Source organism: Streptomyces sp. NBC_01546, assembly GCF_045208355.1.
In the GTDB taxonomy this organism is placed as follows: domain Bacteria; phylum Actinomycetota; class Actinomycetes; order Streptomycetales; family Streptomycetaceae; genus Streptomyces.
On sequence record NZ_CP109379.1, the window covers coordinates 4,762,807 to 4,781,812 of the forward strand.

The 19,006-nt window shown below is 73.4% G+C and carries 17 protein-coding genes; 13 read left to right on the top strand and 4 right to left on the bottom strand.

What is annotated here, in order from left to right; all coding sequences use genetic code 11:
• The first annotated feature begins 224 nt into the window (after nt 1-224).
• Genes murJ through OHA89_RS21920 form a run of 5 tightly spaced genes read left to right on the top strand, consistent with a single transcriptional unit; the run spans nt 225 to nt 5,970 of the window.
• Entirely contained in the window at nt 225-1,988 is a 1,764-nt protein-coding gene (gene murJ, locus OHA89_RS21900; RefSeq protein WP_406368550.1) for a murein biosynthesis integral membrane protein MurJ, read from the top strand.
• Complete coding sequence (locus OHA89_RS21905; RefSeq protein WP_406366893.1) at nt 1,978-2,754, top strand: polysaccharide deacetylase family protein; 777 nt, start codon at nt 1,978-1,980, stop codon at nt 2,752-2,754. The genes murJ and OHA89_RS21905 overlap by 11 nt, the downstream gene beginning before the upstream one ends.
• Entirely contained in the window at nt 2,751-3,980 is a 1,230-nt protein-coding gene (locus OHA89_RS21910; RefSeq protein WP_266609425.1) for a glycosyltransferase, read from the top strand. Before OHA89_RS21905 ends, OHA89_RS21910 begins: the two co-directional genes overlap by 4 nt.
• A 53-nt stretch (nt 3,981-4,033) precedes the next feature.
• Nucleotides 4,034-4,831 carry a lipopolysaccharide biosynthesis protein gene (locus tag OHA89_RS21915; RefSeq protein WP_266609426.1) on the top strand — a complete coding sequence of 266 codons (798 nt, stop codon included), beginning with the start codon at nt 4,034-4,036 and terminating at the stop codon, nt 4,829-4,831.
• The gene (locus OHA89_RS21920; RefSeq protein WP_406366894.1) at nt 4,828-5,970 is read left to right on the top strand and encodes a GNAT family N-acetyltransferase; all 1,143 of its coding nucleotides are present in this window, start codon (nt 4,828-4,830) and stop codon (nt 5,968-5,970) included. The genes OHA89_RS21915 and OHA89_RS21920 overlap by 4 nt, the downstream gene beginning before the upstream one ends.
• A gap of 5 nt (nt 5,971-5,975) precedes the next feature.
• Here the strand turns inward: OHA89_RS21920 and OHA89_RS21925 are convergent, their stop codons facing one another.
• The gene (locus OHA89_RS21925; RefSeq protein ID WP_406366895.1) at nt 5,976-7,517 is read right to left on the bottom strand and encodes a glycoside hydrolase family 26 protein; all 1,542 of its coding nucleotides are present in this window, start codon (nt 7,515-7,517) and stop codon (nt 5,976-5,978) included.
• A gap of 150 nt (nt 7,518-7,667) precedes the next feature.
• Here OHA89_RS21925 and OHA89_RS21930 point away from each other — a divergent pair, with 150 nt between their 5' ends.
• From OHA89_RS21930 to OHA89_RS21950, 5 genes are all read left to right on the top strand, one after another.
• Entirely contained in the window at nt 7,668-9,071 is a 1,404-nt protein-coding gene (locus OHA89_RS21930) for an ATP-grasp domain-containing protein (protein ID WP_406366896.1), read from the top strand.
• Nucleotides 9,072-9,102: 31 nt separating this feature from the next.
• On the top strand, nt 9,103-10,377 hold the full coding sequence (locus OHA89_RS21935) for an NAD(P)-binding domain-containing protein (protein WP_406366897.1): 1,275 nt from the start codon (nt 9,103-9,105) through the stop codon (nt 10,375-10,377).
• A 36-nt stretch (nt 10,378-10,413) separates the two neighbouring features.
• Nucleotides 10,414-10,659: a hypothetical protein gene (locus OHA89_RS21940; protein ID WP_215143052.1), complete on the top strand. Its 246-nt coding sequence runs from the start codon at nt 10,414-10,416 to the stop codon at nt 10,657-10,659.
• A gap of 12 nt (nt 10,660-10,671) precedes the next feature.
• A complete protein-coding gene (locus tag OHA89_RS21945; RefSeq protein WP_406366899.1) occupies nt 10,672-12,759 on the top strand; it encodes a SpoIIE family protein phosphatase in 2,088 nt (695 codons plus the stop codon).
• Between the two features lie 71 nt (nt 12,760-12,830).
• Nucleotides 12,831-12,998 (top strand): hypothetical protein, encoded by a 168-nt coding sequence (locus OHA89_RS21950; protein WP_215143048.1) that lies wholly within the window; start codon nt 12,831-12,833, stop codon nt 12,996-12,998.
• 53 nt (nt 12,999-13,051) lie between these two features.
• Here OHA89_RS21950 and OHA89_RS21955 read toward each other — a convergent pair whose 3' ends face one another.
• Entirely contained in the window at nt 13,052-13,507 is a 456-nt protein-coding gene (locus OHA89_RS21955; RefSeq protein ID WP_406366900.1) for a DUF6299 family protein, read from the bottom strand.
• 98 nt (nt 13,508-13,605) lie between these two features.
• Here OHA89_RS21955 and OHA89_RS21960 point away from each other — a divergent pair, with 98 nt between their 5' ends.
• Nucleotides 13,606-14,220: a hypothetical protein gene (locus tag OHA89_RS21960; RefSeq protein ID WP_266609432.1), complete on the top strand. Its 615-nt coding sequence runs from the start codon at nt 13,606-13,608 to the stop codon at nt 14,218-14,220.
• Between the two features lie 57 nt (nt 14,221-14,277).
• Nucleotides 14,278-14,772: a DUF5949 family protein gene (locus tag OHA89_RS21965; protein WP_266609433.1), complete on the top strand. Its 495-nt coding sequence runs from the start codon at nt 14,278-14,280 to the stop codon at nt 14,770-14,772.
• Between the two features lie 78 nt (nt 14,773-14,850).
• On the opposite strand, the gene OHA89_RS21970 is transcribed toward OHA89_RS21965, so the two are convergent.
• Together OHA89_RS21970 and OHA89_RS21975 are read right to left on the bottom strand one after the other, a co-directional pair.
• Entirely contained in the window at nt 14,851-16,104 is a 1,254-nt protein-coding gene (locus tag OHA89_RS21970) for a cytochrome P450 (RefSeq protein WP_215143028.1), read from the bottom strand.
• A 112-nt stretch (nt 16,105-16,216) separates the two neighbouring features.
• Nucleotides 16,217-17,371, bottom strand: coding sequence for a low temperature requirement protein A (locus OHA89_RS21975; RefSeq protein ID WP_215143026.1), 1,155 nt, complete (start codon nt 17,369-17,371; stop codon nt 16,217-16,219).
• A gap of 215 nt (nt 17,372-17,586) precedes the next feature.
• Between OHA89_RS21975 and OHA89_RS21980 the strand changes: the two genes are divergently transcribed.
• Entirely contained in the window at nt 17,587-18,996 is a 1,410-nt protein-coding gene (locus tag OHA89_RS21980) for an MFS transporter (RefSeq protein ID WP_266609435.1), read from the top strand.
• Nucleotides 18,997-19,006 lie beyond the last annotated feature (10 nt).

Sequence of the window (19,006 nt, forward strand, 5' to 3'; positions counted from 1 at the left end):
ACACCCCGCAGACCGGAACGCGGCCCGCCTCCGGTCCTCCGGCCGGGGCGGGCCCCGCCCGTGTGCCGGGCGCCCCCGCGGGCCCCGGCAGCGTGCCGGACCCGGCCGCCGTACCGTCCGCGCCGCCCGGCGGCCGGGCTCCCGTCCTGCCGGACCCCGGGTTCGTGGCGGGGGCGCTGCCCGGTGCCGCCGGGCATCCGGGCGGGGTGCTGGGACCGCGCAGCGTGCGGGTGGCGGCCCGGGCGGCCCGCGGTGGCTCCGGCCGCCCGGCGTCCGCCCTCGCGGCCTCCGCCGGGACCGGCGCCCCGGCACCCGGAACGCCCGGCCGTAGCGGCCCGGCACCCGGACCGCCCGCCGCCCCGAGCGGGAACGGGCCGGCGCCGCTCGGGCGGTTCCTGGCCAAGGCCGCCGCCGTCACCGCCGGGCTGACCGCGGCCGGTGCGGTGTTCGGACTGGTGCGGGACCAGACCATCGCGCACCTCTTCGGGGCCGGGCACGACAGCGACGCCTTCCTGATCGCCTGGACCGTGCCCGAGATGGCCTCGACGCTGCTCATCGAGGACGCCATGGCGCTGCTGATGGTGCCCGCCTTCAGCCAGGCCCTGGCCAGGCGGGCGGCCAGCCGGGCCGGGCTCACCCGCAAGGAGGCCCGCGCGCAGGACCCCGTACGGCTGCTCGTGGGGGCGACCCTGCCGCGCCTCGCCGTGTTCCTGGCCGCGGTGGCCTCCGTGCTCGTCGTGGCCGCGCCGCTGGTCGTCGCCGTGCTCGCGCCCGGCCTGCCCGACCCGGAACTGGCCGTCCAGTGCACCCGGATGACGGCGCTGACCGTCATCTCCTTCGGCATCGCCGGGTACTTCAGCGCGGCACTGAGGGCGCACCGGTCCTTCGTGCCGCCCGCCGCGATCTACGTCTCGTACAACGTCGGCATCATCGGCACCATGGTCGCGCTGCACGCCCTGTGGGGGGTGCGGGCCGCCGCCGCCGGGGTCGCCGCCGGCGGACTGCTGATGGTCCTCGTCCAACTGCCGGCCTTCATCCGGAACGTGGGCTTCGGCCCGCACCGGGCCAAGGGGGCCCCGCGCAGCCAGCGCGACCGCGACCGCCCCACCCTCATCGCCTTCGGCGTGATCGCCCCCGTGATCTTCTTCGCCGTCTTCCGGCAGTCACAGGTGCTCGTCGAGCGGTTCCTCGCCGCCTCCCTGCCGCCCGGGGCGATCTCGCACCTCAACTACGCGCAGAAGGTCGCGCAGATGCCGATGGTGCTCTCCCTGATGATCTGCACCGTCACCTTCCCCGTCGTCGCCCAGGCGATGGCCGGCGGGGAACGCGAGAAGGCCCGGCGCCGGGTCGAGCAGGACCTCGCCCTCGCCTGCCTCGCCGTCCTGATGGGCACCGCACTCGTCATCGGCTACGCGCCCCAGATCATCCAGGTCCTCTTCGAACGCGGCGCGTTCACCCACCGGGACACCCTCGCCACCGCCTCCGTCATGCGGGTCTACGGACTCGGACTCCTCGGCCACTGCCTCGTCGGGGCACTGTCCCGGCCCTTCTTCTCGACCGCCCGGCCCACCTGGTTCCCGGCGCTCGCGATGGGCGCCGGACTGCTCGTCAACATCGTGGCCGGAGCCTTCGCCGTCGGCTGGTGGGGCATCTACGGCATCGCCGCCGCCAATGCGGCCGGCATCTCCACCACCGCCGTCCTGCTGCTCACCGGCCTCGGCTCCCGGATCATCGCCATCCAGGTCCGCCGCGTCGCCGTCAGCATCGGGCGGCTCGCGGTGTCCGCGGCGGCCGCCTGCGCCACGGGCTGGATCGCCGGGCCCATGATCCCCGACCCGAAGCTCAGCGCCGCCCTCGGCTGCCTGCTGGTCCCGGCCATGTTCGGAGCCACCGGCACCGCCATACGCGCCCTCGAAGTCACCGCCCTGCCCGGTCAGATCGACCGGTTCACCTCCCAGTTCACGCAGAGGTTCCGCAATGTCCGCTGACACCGACACGGCGCCCGCCGCCGTGGTGGTCCCCGCCCGCCGGACCGCATCGCCGTGGGTCCTGATGTACCACTCCGTCGCCGAGTTCACCGACCCCGCGGAGGATCCGTACGGCATCACCGTCACCCCCCGCGCCCTCGAGGCCCAGCTGCTGTGGCTGCGCTCCCGCGGGCTGCGCGGGGTGTCGGTCGGCGAGCTGCTCCGGGCCCGGGCGGCCGGACGCGCGGCCGGGCTGGTCGGGCTGACCTTCGACGACGGCTACACCGACTTCCTGACCCACGCGCTCCCGCTGCTGCGCCGCCACGACTGCACCGCCACCCTCTTCGTACTGCCCGGGCGGCTCGGCGTGGACAACGTGTGGGACCCGCTGGGGCCGCGCAAGTCCCTGCTCACCGCCGAGGGGATCCGCGAAGTCGCCGAAGCCGGGCAGGAGATCGGCTCGCACGGGCTGCTCCACCAGGACCTCACCGCGGCCCCCGACCACGCCCTCCAGCAGGAGCTGCGCGGCAGCCGCGACCTGCTGCGCGAGCTGACCGGGACGCTGCCCGAGGGGTTCTGCTACCCGTACGGGCACCTCGACGCCCGGGTCGTCGACGCCACCCGGGCCGCCGGGTACGGGTACGCCTGTGCCATCGACCCCGGGCGGCTCGCGGGCCCGCACGCCCTGCCCCGTACGCACATCAGCCAGGCCGACGCGGGCGCGCGGCTCCGGATCAAGCAGGTGCGCCACCAGGTGCGGGAGCTGCGGCGGGTGGTCAGCCCGTGACGGCGGCCAAGGTACTTCACGTCATCACCGGACTCGGGGTCGGCGGCGCCGAGCAGCAACTGCGACTGCTGCTGCGGCACATGCCGATGCGCTGCGACGTCCTGACGCTGACCAACCCAGGGCCGGTGGCCGAGGGGCTGCGCGCCGACGGGGTCCGGGTCGTCCACCTCGGGATGCGGGGCAACCGGGACCTCGGGGCGCTGCCGAGGCTGGTGAAGTTCATCCGGCGCGGCCGGTACGACCTCGTGCACACCCACCTCTACCGGGCCTGCGTGTACGGGCGCCTCGCGGCCCGGCTGGCGGGCGCCGGGGCGAGCGTGGCCACCGAACACTCCCTCGGCGAGGGTGAGATCGAGGGCCGGCCGCTGTCGCGCGGGGTGCGCGCCCTGTACCTGGCCAGCGAGCGGCTGGGAGCCGCGACCGTGGCCGTCTCGGACACCGTGGCCGCCCGGCTGGAGGACTGGGGGGTGCCGGCCGCGCGGGTGCACGTCGTACCGAACGGGATCGAGGCCGTCCGCTTCCGCTTCGACGAGGGCGTACGGCGCTCCACCCGCGCCCGGACCGGGCTGCCGGAGCGGGCCTTCGTGGTCGGCGGGGTCGGCCGGCTGGTGCCGGGCAAGCGCTTCGACGTCCTGGTGCGGGCCGTGGCCGCGCTGCCCGGGGCGCACCTGCTGCTGGCCGGGGACGGGCCCGAGCGCGCGGCGCTGCGGCTGCTCGCCGCCGAGCTGGGCGCGCAGAGCCGGATCCACCTGCTGGGGGAGCGGAACCCGCTGGGCGACAGCGCGGACGGCCGCACCCCGGGGATCCCGGCTCTGCTGGCCGCCATGGACGTCTTCGTCTCGCCGTCGCGGGAGGAGGCCTTCGGGCTGGCCGTGGTCGAGGCGCTGGCCGCCGGGCTGCCGGTACTGCACGTCACCTGCCCGGCCATCGACGACCTGCCCGCCGCGCAGGCCCCCGGCGCCCGCCGCATCGGGACCGGCACGGACGAGCTGATCGCGGCCCTGCGCGGCCACATGGAGGCGGGCGTCCGCCGGCTGCCCCCGCCGCCGGTGGTCCGCCGCTACGACATCGCCCGCAGCGCGCGGCAGCTGCTGGACGTGTACGACCTGGCCCTGGCCGGGGCCGGCTCCCGGGGCTCCGCCCCGGACCCCGCGCCGCGAACTCCCCCGGCCATTGCCGAGAGGCGCCCCCCGGCGGGGCTGGACATGCCGGTGGGGCTGGAATGACCGGCCCCACGTCCCCGAAGGAATCGAACCCCGTTCAGGAAGCGAGCACGCTCATGGCCGACAGCGCCGACCAGAAGAAGTCCGAGAGCAAGTCGGAGAGCAAGTCCGAGAGGAAGTCCGAGAGGAAGTCGGAGAAGAAGTCCGACCACCGATCCGAGAGGAAGCGGGCCCGGCGGCGGTTGCTGCCTCCCCCCGCCTGGTGGCCGCTGCCCGCGTGCGCCCTGCTCGGGCTGGCCGCGGGCGGGGCGTACGGGGTGCTCAAGACCCCCGAGTACGCCGCCACCAGCTACGTCGTCGCCGTGCCGGACGACACCACCGAGCCGGCCACCGCCCTCGGCTTCTCCCAGGCCTACGCCCGGATCGCCACCAGCAGCTCCACGCTCGCCTATGCCCAGCCCCGCGCGGGCATCAGCGCGCGCCAGCTGCGGACCCAGGTGCGGGCCGAGACCTCCCCCGAGTCCCCGATGATCGCGATCACCGGTACCTCCAAGAGCCCCGGCGAGGCCGCCGACATCGCCAACGCCGTCGCCGACGCCCTGTCCCTGAGCAGCAATCAGGCCGCGAAGAACACCGGCGTGCAGCTGCTGCTGTTCAACCAGGCCGTGGCCCCCACCGACCCCGCCTCCCCGTCCGCCGCCATCAGCGGCGCCGTCGGGATGTGCGCCGGCGGCCTGCTGGGCGGGCTGTGGCTGCTGGCCCGGCCCGCCCGGCGCAAGGAGCAGGAGGAACCGCGGGCTCAGACGCGGGTTCGGGCGCAGGCCTCGGAGGAGCACCCGCTCGTCGAGGAGTACGCCTCGCTCCCGGCGCAGGGTGAGCACACCGAGACCAAGGAGAAGGAGTCCGTGCGATGAGTTCGGGCCCCGCCGCGGCCCTGTCGGTGACGCTGTGCCGCGACCCCCGGCAGTTCGCCGCGCTGGAGGAGCCGTGGAACCGGCTCGTCCGCGCCTGTCCCACCGCGACCCCCTTCCAGAGCCACGCCTGGCTGCACTCCTGGTGGCTGTCGTACGGGAAGGACGGCCGGCTCCGGATCGTCCTCGTGCGGCGCGGCGAGGAGCTGGTCGGCGCGGCCGCGCTGATGCTCGTACACCGGCCGCTGCCGCTGCTGGTGCCGCTCGGCGGCCCCATCACCGACTACTTCGACGTGCTCGTGTCCGCGGAGTACACCGACCTGGTCGTCCCGGCGCTGGCCCGCGGGCTGCACCGGGCCGCCCGGGGCGCGGTCGTCGACCTGCGCGAGGTCCGGCCCGGTGCCGCGGCCGAGGCGCTGTTCAAGCACTGGCCCGGGGTCGGCGCCCAGCTCACCGACTCCACCTGCATGGAGCTGCCCGCGCTGCCCTTCGACGAGCTGGTCAAGCGGATGCCGGCCTCCGGTGCCCAGCGGGTCCGGGCCAAGCTCCGCAAGACCGACGCGGCCGGGATCGAGGAGCACGATGTCGCCGAGCAGGAAGTGCCGCGCGCCGTACGGACCCTGCTGCGGCTGCACGAGAAGCAGTGGCGCGGCCGCGGGGTGACCCCCGAGCACCTCAGGCCCCGCTTCGCCGAGCACCTGACCCGGGCCACCCGGCGGATGGTGCGGGCCGGGGAGGGCCGGCTGACGGAGTTCCGGCTGGACGGCAAGGTGGTGGCGGCCAACGTCACGCTGCTGTCGGCCGGGCTCAGCGGCGGCTACCTGTACGGCGCCGACCCTGACCTGCGCACGCGCAAGGTGGACGTGGCGACGCTGCTGCTGCGCCACGAGGCCGGTCGGGCGTACGCCGAGGGCCGCCCGGTGGTGAGCTTCCTGCGCGGCGACGAGCCGTACAAGAACCACTGGCGGCCCGAGACCGTGGTCAACCAGCGGTTCCTGCTGGCGACCACCGCGCTCGCGCCCCTGCTGCGGCTGCACGAGTCGCAGGTGACGGGGCGCGAGCGGGCGGTGGACGCGCTGCGGGAGGCGCTGCCGGCCGCCAGGAACTGGCGGGCGCGGCTCAACGAACTGCGGGTGCGATGACCCGTCTAGAAGGGCCAGAAGCCGGAGCCCTCGCCCAGGTCGACCTTGACGCAGAACGACTGCTTGCCGACCAGCTTGGAGAGCCACTCGCCGAAGCTGAGCGGGATGCACCACTCCTTGCTGTTGACCGGCGGCTTCGCCGGTTCCGGCAGCGGCTGCGGCTTCGGCTGGGACGGGGAGGGGGTGGGCTCGGGCGACGGCACCGGGGTCGGGACCACGGGGGTCGGGGCTCCGGAGGGTGTGGGGACCTGCGGCGCCGGAAGGTCCGGCGAGGGCACGGGCGTCGGCTCGGGCACCTCGGGAGTCGGGACCAGCGGGCTCGGGGTCACCGGGAGCGGGACCTCGGGCGTGGGGGCCACGGGGGTCGGGGTCGGCACGGCCGGCGTCGGGATCTGCGGGGTCGGGAGGTCCGGTGTGGGGACGGCCGGCGTCGGGACGGCCGGTGTGGGTACGGCCGGCGAGGGCACGACGGGCGTCGGGACCACCGGGGTCGGGACCACCGGGGTCGGGACCACGGGCGTGGGCACCACGGGCGTGGGCACCACCGGGGTCGGGATCACCGGGTCGGACGGGTCCGACCTCAGCGCCTGGCGGAAGACCTTCGTGGACTCCGGGTTCTGCTTGCACTGCCACACGCCGTGCGGGCAGTAGTCGGTGATGGTGTGGTAGAGCGGCTTCTGCTGCTCGATCCACTTCAGCATGCGCCGCACGTACTCCGGATTGTCCCCGCGCCGGAACAGCCCCCACTCCGGGTACGAGATCTGCTTGCCGTGTGCTTCCGCGAAGTCGACGTGGTCCTGGAGCCCGTACGGCTGGGAGATCTGCTCGTCGAAGGTCCGGCCGGGACCCTGGTCGTACGAATCCATTCCGATGATGTCGACCACGTCGTCGCCCGGGTAGCACCTGGTCCAGCCGATGGCGTCCGTACCCCTGTTCGGGGCGAAATCGAACTTGAACTTCTGTCCGGGCACGGCACGCATCGTGTTGACGATGCGCTTCCAGTACACCTTCCAGTTCTCCGGGTCCGGAGCGCAGCGGTGGGTGTAGGTGGTGCCGTTCATCTCCCAGCCCAGCACGATCACCGTGTCCGGCACGCCCACTTCCACCAGCCGCTCCGCCAGTCTCCGGAAGTGCCGGTCGAACTCGCCCTCCGCGCCCGCCCTGATCAGCCGCGCCACCTGGTAGTCGGACACCCGGCCCTCGTTGCGCGCCTGCATGGGCACGTTGAGGACGAACAGCCGGTCGTCCTCGGCCCGGCGCCACTCGGCCCAGTCCTCCAGGAAGTCGACGTTGCCCTCGATGCCCGCCCACCGGTCGCCGGGCAGGTAGGTGTGCCCGACCCGGATCTCCTTGCCGCCCAGCCAGCGCGACAGGTACGGGATCCGGGCCACGCCGGGCGGCCCGTAGTGGAGATAGGCGCCCATGGCGACGTCCGAGCCCGGGTACCGGTCGTCGTCGGGAGTCGAGAGTGCGGCTCCGGTGGCCAGCAGTCCGGCCGTGACCGTACCGATGCAGGTGCTTGCCAGGCGGCGGCGTGGTCTGGGCATGGCGTCTCCCGAGCTTTCCTGAATCGGTTTGCTTACCAAAGACGTTAGGCATCAGATCCGACGAATGGCCTGTCCGGTGACGCCTGCCTAGGCCATTCGCAGTCGCACATCATCCCCGCTTGGTCCGACTAGGTGAAAGACACCGCTGCCATGCACGCGTATCTCAGCCATGTGCCCGCCGTTCTGCTCAGACTCGACCGGAATCCGTTCCACCACGGAACCCTTGGCGCCGTCAGATCCCTTGGCCGCAAGGGCGTGGAGGTCCATGCCGTCGTCGAGGCCGGGGGAGGTCCCATGGGGCGTTCGCGCTATCTGCGCGCCGTGCATCCCGGCCCGGCCGGCGGACTGGACCCCGAGGCGCCCGAGACGCTGCTCGAGTGCCTGACCGGGGTGTCGGAGCGGATCGGCCGCCCTGCCGTGCTCGTCGCCATGGACGATCTGAGCGCGATCACGGTGTCCCGGGTCGCGCCGATGCTGACGGACCGTTTCCGGATTCCCCATCAGCCCGACAACCTGCCCGCCCGGGTGGCCGACAAGGCCGAGCTGTCGCGGCTGTGCGCGCGCTGGGACATCCCGCACCCGGAGACGGTCATCCCGGCGAGCGGCGGCGAGGCGGCGGAGGCCGCCTGGCGGCTCGGCCTGCCGCTGGTCGCCAAGTGGAGCCGGCCCTGGCTGCTGCCGCCCGGGGCCGACGGCCTGCGCAGCACCACGCTGGTGCACACCGCCGCCGAGGCGCGGCGGCTGTACGAGCGCTCCGCCGAGGCCGGGAGCCGGCTGCTGCTCCAGCGGTTCCTGCCGGCCGGGCCGGACACCGACTGGTTCTTCCACGGGGCCTTCGCCCGGGGCGGGCGCCCGCTGCTGGCGGGGTCGGGCCGCAAGGAGCTGTCGTGGCCGGTGCGGACGGGGCTGACGGCCGTTGGCCGCTGGCTGCCGGATCCCGCGGTGGAGGAGGCGGGGCTGCGGCTCGCCGAACGCCTCGGCTACCAGGGGATCCTGGACCTGGACTTCCGCCGGGACGAGCGCGGCACCTTCCGGCTGGTGGACTTCAACCCCCGCCCGGGCGCGCAGTTCCGGCTGTTCACGGACGCCGCCGGGCTGGACGTCGTACAGGCGATGTACCTGGATCTGACGGGGCAGCGGGTACCGGCGCCCGCGGGCGGACCGGGCCGGGTGTTCGTCGCCGAGAACTACGCGCTGCTGGCGGCGGTGCGCGGCCGCTCGCTGCCGCCGCGCCGCGCGGCGGCCTCGAAGGCCGCGGCGACTGCGGGGGCGGCCGGCGAACCGGCGGCCGCGCGCGGGCGCGTGGAGGCGGCCTGGTTCGCCGCCGACGACCTGTTGCCGTTCCTGGCGATGATCCTCGCCTTCCTCGGCCGGGGGCTCGGCAAGGGCGCCCGGGTGCTGAGGGGAGTTCCGGTGGTGCAGGGGCGGCGCACCGCACGCGCGGCGGTCCGGGCGCCCCGCCAGCGCGCGCGGGAGCAGCCGCCGGCCGGGTCCGCCACCCGGTCCGTGCCGCCGGAGGCACCGGCGGCGCCGGACGAGCTGGTGACCCGTTGAGCACGACTCTGGAAGGAAGGCCGTGACCCGGATGGACGATCTCGTGGTGGTCGGCGCGGGCCCGTACGGGCTGTCGATCGCCGCGCACGCGGCGGGTGCGGGGCTCGACGTACGGCTGCTGGGACGGCCCATGGCCTCCTGGCGCGACCACATGCCCGACGGCATGTACCTGAAGTCGGAGCCCTGGGCCTCCAACCTGTCCGCGCCCGACGGGCGGTACACCCTGGCCGACTTCTGCCAAACCCGGGGACTGGTCGCGGAACACGGCACTCCGCTGCCGATCGGCACGTTCAGCGAGTACGGGATGTGGTTCGCCCGCCATGCCGCGCCCGAGGTGGAGGAGGTGACCGTCACGGAAGTGACCCCGCAGGGCGAGGGTTTCCGCGTGCACACCGCCGAGGGACCGCCGCTGCTCACCCGTACGGTCGCCCTCGCGGTCGGGGTGATGCCGTTCGCCCACCATCCCCCGGTGCTGCGCGACCTGCCGCCGGGCCACTACTCGCACAGCAGCGGCCACCGGGACCTGACGCGCTTCGCCGGCCGCGAGGTCGCCGTGCTCGGGGCCGGACAGGCGGCCCTGGAGACCGCCGCCCTGCTGGCAGAGCAGGGCGCCCGGCCGTGCCTGGTCGCCCGGCGCTCCCGGCTGAACTGGAACGCGGTGCCGCAGCCGCTGAACCGCCCCGCGCCGCGCGCCCTGCGCGATCCGCACAGCGGCCTCGGCACCGGCTGGCGCAGCTGGGTGTGGTCGGAGCTGCCGTGGGCGGTGCGGCGGCTGCCCGCCGCCAGCCGGGAGCGGATCGCGGCGACCGCGCTGGGCCCGGCGGGCGCCTGGTGGCTGCGGGACCGCTTCGAGCGGCGCGTCCCCGTCCTGCTCGGACACCATCTGCACCGGGCGGTCGCGGTGGGCGAGCGGACCCGGCTCGGGCTGACCACCAGGGCCGGCGAGTCCGTGGTCCTGGACACCGCGCACGTCATCGCGGCCACCGGGTTCACCCCGGACCTGGACCGGCTGGAGCTGCTCGACGCGGGGCTGCGGGCCGCGCTGGAGACCGTGGGGGACAGCGGGACGCCGGAGCTGAGCCCGGGCTTCGAGTCCTCGTGGCCCGGACTGTTCTTCGCGGGGCTGCTGACGGCTCCCTCATTCGGCCCTTCCATGCGATTCGTGCACGGTGCGGGCTTCACGGCGGGGAGACTGGTGAGAGGAGTCCGCAAGCGGCTCGGTGCCCGGGGCCCGCTGCCGGGCTCCACCGGTGAGGCCCGGGACGACCGGGCCGCAGCCGGGCATCCCAAGACGTATCTGCGGTGAGATCCGCAGTGAGACCCGCGGTGAGAGGGGTCCGCAATGAGCGCGGAGCGAGCACAGGGCCGTGGCTGGGTACGGATTCCCGCCAGTCGCGCCGAACAGCCCGCCACGTCCCGGGCCACCGGGTACGACCGTGGCCCGTACGCGACGGCGCCCCACACCGTCCAGCCCCCGATCTACCTCTCTCTCGTCAAGCGCTGGCGGGAGGCCGGGCGCACCCTTCCGGGTCATCCTGACGAGGAGTGGGAGCGGCTGATCTCCCAGCCGTGCTGGCCCGGCCGTTAGGTGGTGTGTCTCGTGGCAGCGGCGGAGCGCGACAGTCCCGAGCAGGACCGGCAGTCCCCCGAGACCGGGCCGGGGGAACGGCTCGCGCTGAACGGCATGGGCAGCTTCGAGTGGGACCTGGGCGACGACACGCTGGCCCTGGACGAGACCGGGATGTACGTCTTCGACCTGGAGCCGCAGGAGTTCGACGGCACCCCGCTGGCGGTCGGGGTGCGGATCCCGCCCGAGGACGCCGGACGGCTGCGCCAGACCGTCGCGGAGGTCCTGGACAGCGGCGCGGACTCGTACGGGGCCTACTTCACGGTGCGGCGGCGCGACGGCCGCGACCAGTGGACGCACACCCAGGGCCGGGTGCTGCGGGACGGGGACGGGCAGCCGCGGCGGATCGTGGGGATCGTCCGGGACGCGACGGCGGAGCTCGCCCAGGCCACGATGCTGCGCAAACTGGAGACGGCCCGGGCCCAGCAGACGACCATCGTCCAGCGGACCACGGAGGCCCTCTCGCGGGCGGTGACCGTGGACGACGTGACGGCCACGCTGACCGGGGCGGGCGCGCTGGAACGCCTCGGCGCGGACGGGCTGGCCCTGGGGCTGGTCGAGGGCGGCTCCATAAAGATCATCGCGCTGAGCGGGGAATCGCTGGAGATCCTCAGCGAGCGGCGGTTCACCCGGCTGGACGGTTCGCTGCCGCTGTCGCAGGCGGTGCTCAGCAGGCAGGCACGTTTCGTCACCTCGCTCACCGCGCTCGGTGAGGAATTCCCGCTGCTCAGCGACTACCTGGGCCGGATCCGGTACGACGCGGCCGCCTACCTGCCGCTGATCGCCCAGGCCCAGGCCATCGGCGGGCTGGTCCTCTTCTACCGGCGGCGCAGCGAGTTCAGCCCGGAGGAGCGCAACCTCTGCCTGGGGCTCGCGGGAATCGTGGCCCAGTCCCTCCAGCGCGCGCTCCTCTTCGACCAGGAGCGGGAGTTCGCGACGGGGCTCCAGGCCGCCATGCTGCCGCGGCGGATCCCGGAGATCACGGGCGGGGAGATCGCGGTCCGCTACCACTCCGCCTGGAGCGGGCGGGAGGTCGGCGGGGACTGGTACGACGTGATCGCGCTGCCCCGCGACCGGGTCGGCATCGTGGTGGGCGACGTGCAGGGCCACGACACGCACGCGGCGGCCATCATGGGCCAGCTGCGGATCGCGCTGCGGGCCTACGCGGGCGAGGGGCATCCGCCGTCCACCGTGCTGGCGCGGGCCTCGCGCTTCCTCGCCGAACTGGACACCGAGCGCTTCGCGACCTGCATGTACGCCCAAGTGGACCTGGAGACGGGCGGCGTACGGGCCGTGCGCGCGGGCCACCTCGGCCCGCTGATCCGGCACACGGACGGCCGAACGGGCTGGCCCAACGTGCGCGGCGGCCTGCCGCTCGGGCTGGCCTCGGTCTTCGAGCAGGAGGAGTTCCCCGAGACCCGCCTCGACCTGGTCCCCGGGGAGACGCTCGTACTGTGCACGGACGGCCTGGTGGAGGAGCCGGGCACCGCCATCACCCAGGGGATGGAGGCCCTCGCCCACGCGGTCCGCAGCGGCCCGCAGGAGGCCGGGGCGCTCGCCGACCACCTCTCGGACCGGCTCTGGGAGCGCTGGGGCTCAGGGGACGACGTGGCCCTGCTGGTGCTGCGCCGGGCCCCCGACCCGGGCACCCACCGTGCCCCGCGCATCCACCAGTACATCCACCAGGCCGACCCGGAAGGGCTCTCGGAGGCCCGCTACGCCCTGCGCCAGGCGCTGCGCGACTGGGGCATGCCGGACCTCGCCGACGACGTGGAACTGGCCGCCGGGGAACTGCTGGTCAACGCCCTGCTGCACACCGACGGCGGGGCTGTGCTGACGATGGAGGTGCTGCCCGAGCCGGTCCGGCGGATCCGGCTCTGGGTCAAGGACCGCTCCAGCGTGTGGCCGCGCCGGCGCACCCCGGGCGAGGCGGCCACCACGGGGCGCGGGCTGCTGCTGGTGGACGCGCTGGCCACGCACTGGGGAGTGGAGTCCCGGGGTGACGGCAAGGCCGTGTGGTGCGAGTTCGACGCCGCGAGCAGCCCCCGGAGCGCGGGGTGACCGGACGGTCACCCCGAGTTGTGGGGCGCCCGGGGCGGGGTGATGATGCGCGATATGGAACGGATCGTGCTGTGCGCAGGCTGAGCAAAGGCGCCGCGACGGGCATCCTGGCCCTGCTCCTGCTGGCTGCCGGGGTACCGACGGTCGTGGACTGGACGACGGGGCGGCCGCACGCGGACCCCGAGTGCCAGTCGGTGGCGTTCATGTCGATGACGGACGTCGCGCCCGAGTGCCGGTAGCGGCTGCTACCGGCCGGGCACCGCTCGGCCGGGAGCAGCCGCCCGGACAGGGCCTAGTGGTGGGCGATGAGCCGGATCTCCTGGCGGTCCTCCGCGACCGTGTCGATGGAGCGCGGCATCAGACCCGAGAAGTGGATCTCGTTGAGCTGGGCCTCGGCGAGCGCCGGGCCCGGGTGGACGGCCGGGGTGAACTTGAGCGAGCCGGTGGCCTCCCACTCGTGCTCCTGTCCGTCGCACTCCGCCTCGCCGCCGCCGAACGCGAGCCGCGTGCCGCCCTGGACGACGGCCGCCGCGATCTGGAGCTTCGCCCCCATGGGTGACGGGTTCGTGCAGTGGAAATTCCCTGGTCGAAAGAAGTGGCGTCGGCGGGCGCGGTGAATACCGCCGTGGCGGCCAGTACCGACAGCGCTGCCAGGGCCATGCGGGTTCCGTGAATACCCATCGTTCCTCCAGGTGGATGCGGGCGGCGGGATTCCGCCGGAACGAATTGTGCTGGCAGTCGGGGGCAACTCGCGTACACGCTCGCCGGGCCCGCTCGTGTCGGTGTGTGCAATTGCCCGCTCGGGCGCGTGAGACTGACCGAAATACGTCCCCGAAGGGATCCTGCATGCGCAAGTCCGCCGCCCCTGTCCGCTTTACCTCCCGCCTCCCCCGATTCGCCGCCGCCCTCCTCCCGCTGCTCGTGTTCGGCGCCACGGCCTGCCAGAGCGCACCCGAGGGGGCTGCCCTCGCCCCCGCCGCGGCGCCCGCCGTCGTGGTGGACGACGGGGCGCCGGGCGCCGAGGGGGCGCCCGCGCGGCCCGCGGTGAAGGATGCCCGTGTGGGTGAAGCCGTACGGGTGCACGGCCGGCAGGTCGGCCGGCACCTGGAGGCGGTGCTGAGCGCGTACGTGGACCCCGCGGTCAGCGTGGAGAAGAACTTCGCCCCGCCGGCGGGCAAGCGCTGGGTGGCCGCCTCGATGTCGTTCGTCAACGTGGGCGGGGCCTCGTACGGGGCGCTCGGACGCATGTGGGCGCACGACAGCGCGGGGCGGCGCCACCCGGTGGTGCCCACCGGTGAACTGACCACCGGCAAACCCCTCGTCTTCGATTCCCTCGAGGTCGGTGAGCGGGCCGAGGGATGGGTGGTGTTCGAAATCCCGGAAAACGCGCGCATTGAGCGGCTCCAGTACCAGGACGCGAACATCCAGGCGAATTCCGGAGGGGGATTCTGGGCCGTCTAGCCCGCCCGGGTGAAAGGCCGTGAAAGGGCCGGGCGACAGACCACTAGGGTGCGGCGCATGACTTCTACTCAAGCCGAAATCGACCGGTCCCAGCTCGGCACCCTTTCGGTGCTCGCCTGGATCGGCGACCCCTCCGAGGCCCACGACATTCCGTACCTCCTCGCCTACACCCTCGGGGACGGCCCGAAGGGCCGGGAGGCCGGCGAGGCGGCGGCCCGCGGGCTGCTGGAAGAGATCGGCCTGCCCATCGGCGACGTCGTCATGGACGGCACCCGCAACCCGGCCGCCTTCCCCGTGCAGATCCTGCTGGAGGGCAACCAGATCGCGCTCACCCTGCCCGGGATGAACGCCAAGTGCACCGCCCCCGACGAGTGGGTCGCCGCGGCGGCCGAGAGCGGTCAGGCGTACTTCCTGTTCGCCACGCGCGCCTGGCCCGAGGCGGTCCCGGGCCAGCCGGTCGACGCCCAGACCCTCCAGGCGTTCGCGGGCGACGAGTCGGTGCTCACCGGCAGCGCCCACTGCGTCCTGACCGTGCGGCGCCTGCAGAAGTAGCCGCGACGCACCGGGCCGTGCCGCCACCACTGCTCCGGCCGCCGGGCTCCCAGCCTGCCCGGTGGCCGGTCCCCGCCTTCAGGGCCGTTCGAAGGCGAACTTGAGCGAGCGGACCCGGTTGTCGAAGTTCGACCCGGCCAGATCCGGCAGGCCCACCGCGCGCAGCCCGACCGGCCGGGTGAGCAGTTCGCGGAAGAGCGCCTTCATCTCCACCCGGGCCAGGTGCGCGCCCAGGCAGAAGTGCGGTCCGCCGCCGCCGAAGCCCAGGTGCGGATTGGGCGAGCGGGTGATGTCGAAGGCGTCGGGGTCCGGGAAGACCGCCTCGTCGCGGTTGGCGGAGGCGTAGTACAGGACCACCTTGTCGCCCGGGCGGAACAGGTGCCCGTCCATGGTGTGTTCGGCGGCGACGGTCCGGCGGAACTGGATGATCGGCGTCGAGTGGCGGATCATCTCGTCCACCGCGCCGTCCGCGTACGTCTCGAAGTCCGAGAGCAGCAGGTCCCGTTGGCCGGGGTTGTCGGTCAGCAGGGTCAGCCCGTGCGTGATCGCGTTGCGGGTGGTCTCCACCCCGGCGACCATCAGGAGCGAGAAGAAGGCGCCGAGCTGGCGGGCCCCGAGGGCCTGGCCGTCGACGTTCGCGCACACCAGGGCCGAGATCAGGTCGTCGGTGGGGTTCTTGCGCCGCTCGCGCCCGATGCCGGCCACCATCCGCTGCATCCGGGCGAGCGCCCGCAGACCGCGCCCGGGCATCCGCAGCCGGGCGGCCAGAGCGCGCTCCACCCCGATGTTCTCGGAGGCGTGGTTGACGCGGTCGGCGATCTCCGGCCGGTAGTGCTCCGGGATGCCCATCATGTTGCAGATGACCTCCAGGGGCAGCCGGGAGGCCACCGCCGAGACGAACTCGTCGGGCTCCTCGGCCAGTACGTCGTCCACGATGCGGGCGGCCACCGCGTGGATGTCCTCCTCGGCGGCGGCCAGCAGCCGGGGCGTGAACGCCCGTTGCACGATCTTGCGGAGCTGGGCGTGGTCGGGGCCGTCCAGATTGACCATCGAGTCCCCGAACAGGGCGCGGACCCAGCGGGCGGGCTCGGGGGTGGTCACGCCGGGGGCGCTGGCGAAGACCTTGGGGAGGCGGCTGGCCTCCTGTACCTGGGCGTGGCGGACGAGGGCCCAGTGGCCCGGCCCCTGCCCTTCGGGGATGTGGACGGGGCCGTCGGCCGCCCGGAGGCGGGCGAAGGCCGCCAGGCGGTGGGCGGGGGGCTGCTGCCAGAAGCCGGGCTCGGCCAGTTCCCTGCCGGGGGCTTCGGCGGGGCGTTGTGCGGGGAGTGTCATGGCCTGGAAAACGGCCGCGGGGGCGCGGGGGTGACGGTTCGGCGCGGCGCCGTTGCCGGGGGCGCTGCCCCCGGACCCTCCCCCAGCTACCGCTGGGGGGGACCCCAGCGCCTCAAACGCCGGCGCTGGATCTCGTGGCCAGGGTCACGCCGATCGCGACTGTGGCTGTCGCGACCAGGCCCGCGAACAGGACCGCGTACGTGCCCGTCCAGGTGCAGGCGAGGATGGCGAGGGCGGAGAGCGGCAGGGTGAGCTGCTGGGCGAGGCCGTGTTTGAAGTGGCGGGAGTGCAGGAGCCACACCATCAGCAGGAACAGCGCGGACGGGACGGTGACGGAGGCGTTGGCGGAGAGCTGGGAGATGTGCGCCTTGCCGACCGAGTGCTCGACCGCGACCTCGATGCCCGCCCCGATCGCCGCACCCGAGGCGAAGATCAGCAGGTGGCCGTAACCCCACGGGATCGCCTCGCGGTTGGAGGTCAGGTGCTCGTGCATCGGCACCGCGAAGTAGATCCACCACGCGGCGAAGACGATCAGCAGTCCGCCGCCGGCGATCGGCAGCAGCTCGCCCAGGGCCTCGTGCTCGTTGATCGCCGACTGAACCGCCACCGTGCTCGCGGCGATCGTCTCGCCCAGCACGATGATGGTGAACAGGCCGTACCGCTCCACGATGTGGTGGGCGTGCCACGGCGTCTGGTGGCCGCGCTCGGCGATCACCGGGACGGCCAGTTCGGCCGCGGCCACGACGAGGAACAGCCAGCGCTTGGCGTCGTCCGGGGCGAACAGCAGCGCCACCCAGGCGGCCTGGCAGATCACCAGCCCGGCCGCGTACTTCAGCGCCGTCGTGCGCGCCGGGCCGCTCTCCCCGGCGGCGGCCCGCAGCCACTGGGCGGTGAGCGCCACCCGCATGATCAGGTAGCCGATGACGGCCACGGTCCAGTCGTTCTCGTCGAAGGCCTGGCTCACGCCCGCCGCGTAGACGAGAACGCCCGCGATCTGGACGAGCGTCGCGATCCGGTACGGCACGTCGTCGACGTCGTAGGCGGAGGCGAACCACGTGAAGTTCATCCACGCCCACCACACGCCGAAGAAGACGAAGAAGTAGCCGATCACCCCGGTGCCGGGATGGCCCTCCGCCAGCGCGTGCACCAGCCGGGCACCGGCCTGCGCGATCGCGACGACGAAGCAGAGGTCGAAGAACAGCTCCAGCGAGGTGGCCGCGCGGTGGTCCTCGTCGCGGCTGCGGGCGGTCATGGGGGAGTAGGCCATGCCGGCCAGCACACCAGATGGGCGCGGCTTCAGCGGGCCAGGCGCGCGGCCCTCGGCGCCCGCGTGCCCCGGGCGGTCGCGTACGGACCAACGCACTGTGCGCGGCGGGACCTTGTCCCGTCGCCCACAGTGCGTTCTCCTCTGCCGCGGTCCCGGGTGCGGGGCGGAGTCTGGATGGGTCAGGACCCTTCTCGCAATTCAGGACGTGCAGTGCAATGAGTACCGCTACGAAGGAAGCGCAGAGGCCGCTGGTCGGCGATCCGGCGCAGTACCGCCCCGGCCGCACCATCACCGAATGGACGCCGGAGGATCCCTCCTTCTGGCAGTCCACGGGGAAGAGGGTCGCGACCCGCAATCTGTGGATCGCGGTGCCGGCCCTGCTGGTGGCCTTCGTGGTCTGGCAGGTGTGGAGCATCACGGCGACCAACCTGAAGGACGTCGGCTTCGGCTTCTCGCAGTCCCAGCTGTTCTGGCTGACGGCGGTCCCCGGCATCACCGGCGGTACCGCGCGGATCCTCTACACCTTCATCGGCCCGATGATCGGGCAGCGCCGCTTCACGGCGATCTCCACGGTCGTGCTGATCGGGCCGCTGCTCTGGCTGGGCTTCGCGGTGCAGAACCCGGACACCCCGTACGGCACGATGATCGCGATCGCCGCGCTGTGCGGCATCGGCGGCGCGAACTTCTCCTCCTCGCTGGCCAACATCGGCTTCTTCTACCCGAAGCAGGAGAAGGGCAACGCGACGGGCATCAACGGCGGACTGGGCAACCTGGGGGTGTCCGTGGTCCAGCTGCTGACCCCGATCCTGATCACCTCGTCCGTCCTGGCGATCGGCGCGGGCCAGAAGAAGGCGAACGGCTCGGAGATCTACCTCCAGAACGCGGCCTTCGTGTGGGTGCCGGTGCTGATCGTCCTCGCCGCGGTGGCCTGGTTCGGCCAGAACGACCTGAAGGTCGCCTCCACCCCCTTCAGCCAGCAGAAGATCATCTTCAAGCGCAAGCACAACTGGCTGATGACCTGGCTCTACGTCGGCACCTTCGGCTCCTTCATCGGCTTCGCGGCGGCGCTGCCGCTGCTGATCAAGACCACCTTCCCCGGGTACTCGGTGGCCACCTACGCCTGGATGGGCCCGGCGCTGGGCGCGCTGGCCCGCTGGGCGGGCGGCTGGGTCGCCGACAAGCTGGGTGGCGCCCGGGTGACGATCCTGTCCTTCGCGGGCATGGCCGTGTCGATCATCGGTGTGATCACCTTCCTGCCGGCCGGCTCGGACTCCGGTTCCTTCTACGGGTTCTTCTTCTGCTTCCTGTCGGCGTTCTTCTTCTCGGGCATCGGCAACGGCTCGACGTTCCGGCAGATCCCGGTGATCTTCCGGGGGCAGCACCTGAAGGGGCTGACGGAGGGCACGCCGCAGTACGCGGCCGCGCTGAAGCAGGCGGAGATCGAGTCGGGCGCGGTGACCGGGTTCACGGCCGCCATCGCCGCCTACGGGTTCTTCTTCATCCCGGCGATGTTCGCCAACTTCGCGGTGACCAGCGCGATGTGGGGCTTCGTGGCCTTCTACGCCTCGTGCGTGGCCGTGGCCTGGTGGTTCTACGCCCGCCCCGGCGCGCAAGCCCCCAGCTAGGCCCTGTCCC

Excerpts from the sequence above, each read along its gene's own strand:
- OHA89_RS21980 (WP_266609435.1), top strand. The coding sequence starts at position 17,587 with ATGAGTACCGCTACGAAGGAAGCGCAGAGGCCGCTGGTCGGCGATCCG.
- OHA89_RS21905 (WP_406366893.1), top strand. The coding sequence starts at position 1,978 with ATGTCCGCTGACACCGACACGGCGCCCGCCGCCGTGGTGGTCCCCGCC.
- OHA89_RS21940 (WP_215143052.1), top strand. The coding sequence starts at position 10,414 with ATGAGCGCGGAGCGAGCACAGGGCCGTGGCTGGGTACGGATTCCCGCC.
- OHA89_RS21920 (WP_406366894.1), top strand. The coding sequence starts at position 4,828 with ATGAGTTCGGGCCCCGCCGCGGCCCTGTCGGTGACGCTGTGCCGCGAC.
- OHA89_RS21960 (WP_266609432.1), top strand. The coding sequence starts at position 13,606 with ATGCGCAAGTCCGCCGCCCCTGTCCGCTTTACCTCCCGCCTCCCCCGA.
- OHA89_RS21935 (WP_406366897.1), top strand. The coding sequence starts at position 9,103 with ATGGACGATCTCGTGGTGGTCGGCGCGGGCCCGTACGGGCTGTCGATC.
- OHA89_RS21965 (WP_266609433.1), top strand. The coding sequence starts at position 14,278 with ATGACTTCTACTCAAGCCGAAATCGACCGGTCCCAGCTCGGCACCCTT.
- OHA89_RS21975 (WP_215143026.1), bottom strand. The coding sequence starts at position 17,371 with ATGGCCTACTCCCCCATGACCGCCCGCAGCCGCGACGAGGACCACCGC.
- OHA89_RS21925 (WP_406366895.1), bottom strand. The coding sequence starts at position 7,517 with ATGCCCAGACCACGCCGCCGCCTGGCAAGCACCTGCATCGGTACGGTC.
- OHA89_RS21915 (WP_266609426.1), top strand. The coding sequence starts at position 4,034 with ATGGCCGACAGCGCCGACCAGAAGAAGTCCGAGAGCAAGTCGGAGAGC.
- OHA89_RS21970 (WP_215143028.1), bottom strand. The coding sequence starts at position 16,104 with ATGACACTCCCCGCACAACGCCCCGCCGAAGCCCCCGGCAGGGAACTG.
- OHA89_RS21930 (WP_406366896.1), top strand. The coding sequence starts at position 7,668 with ATGCACGCGTATCTCAGCCATGTGCCCGCCGTTCTGCTCAGACTCGAC.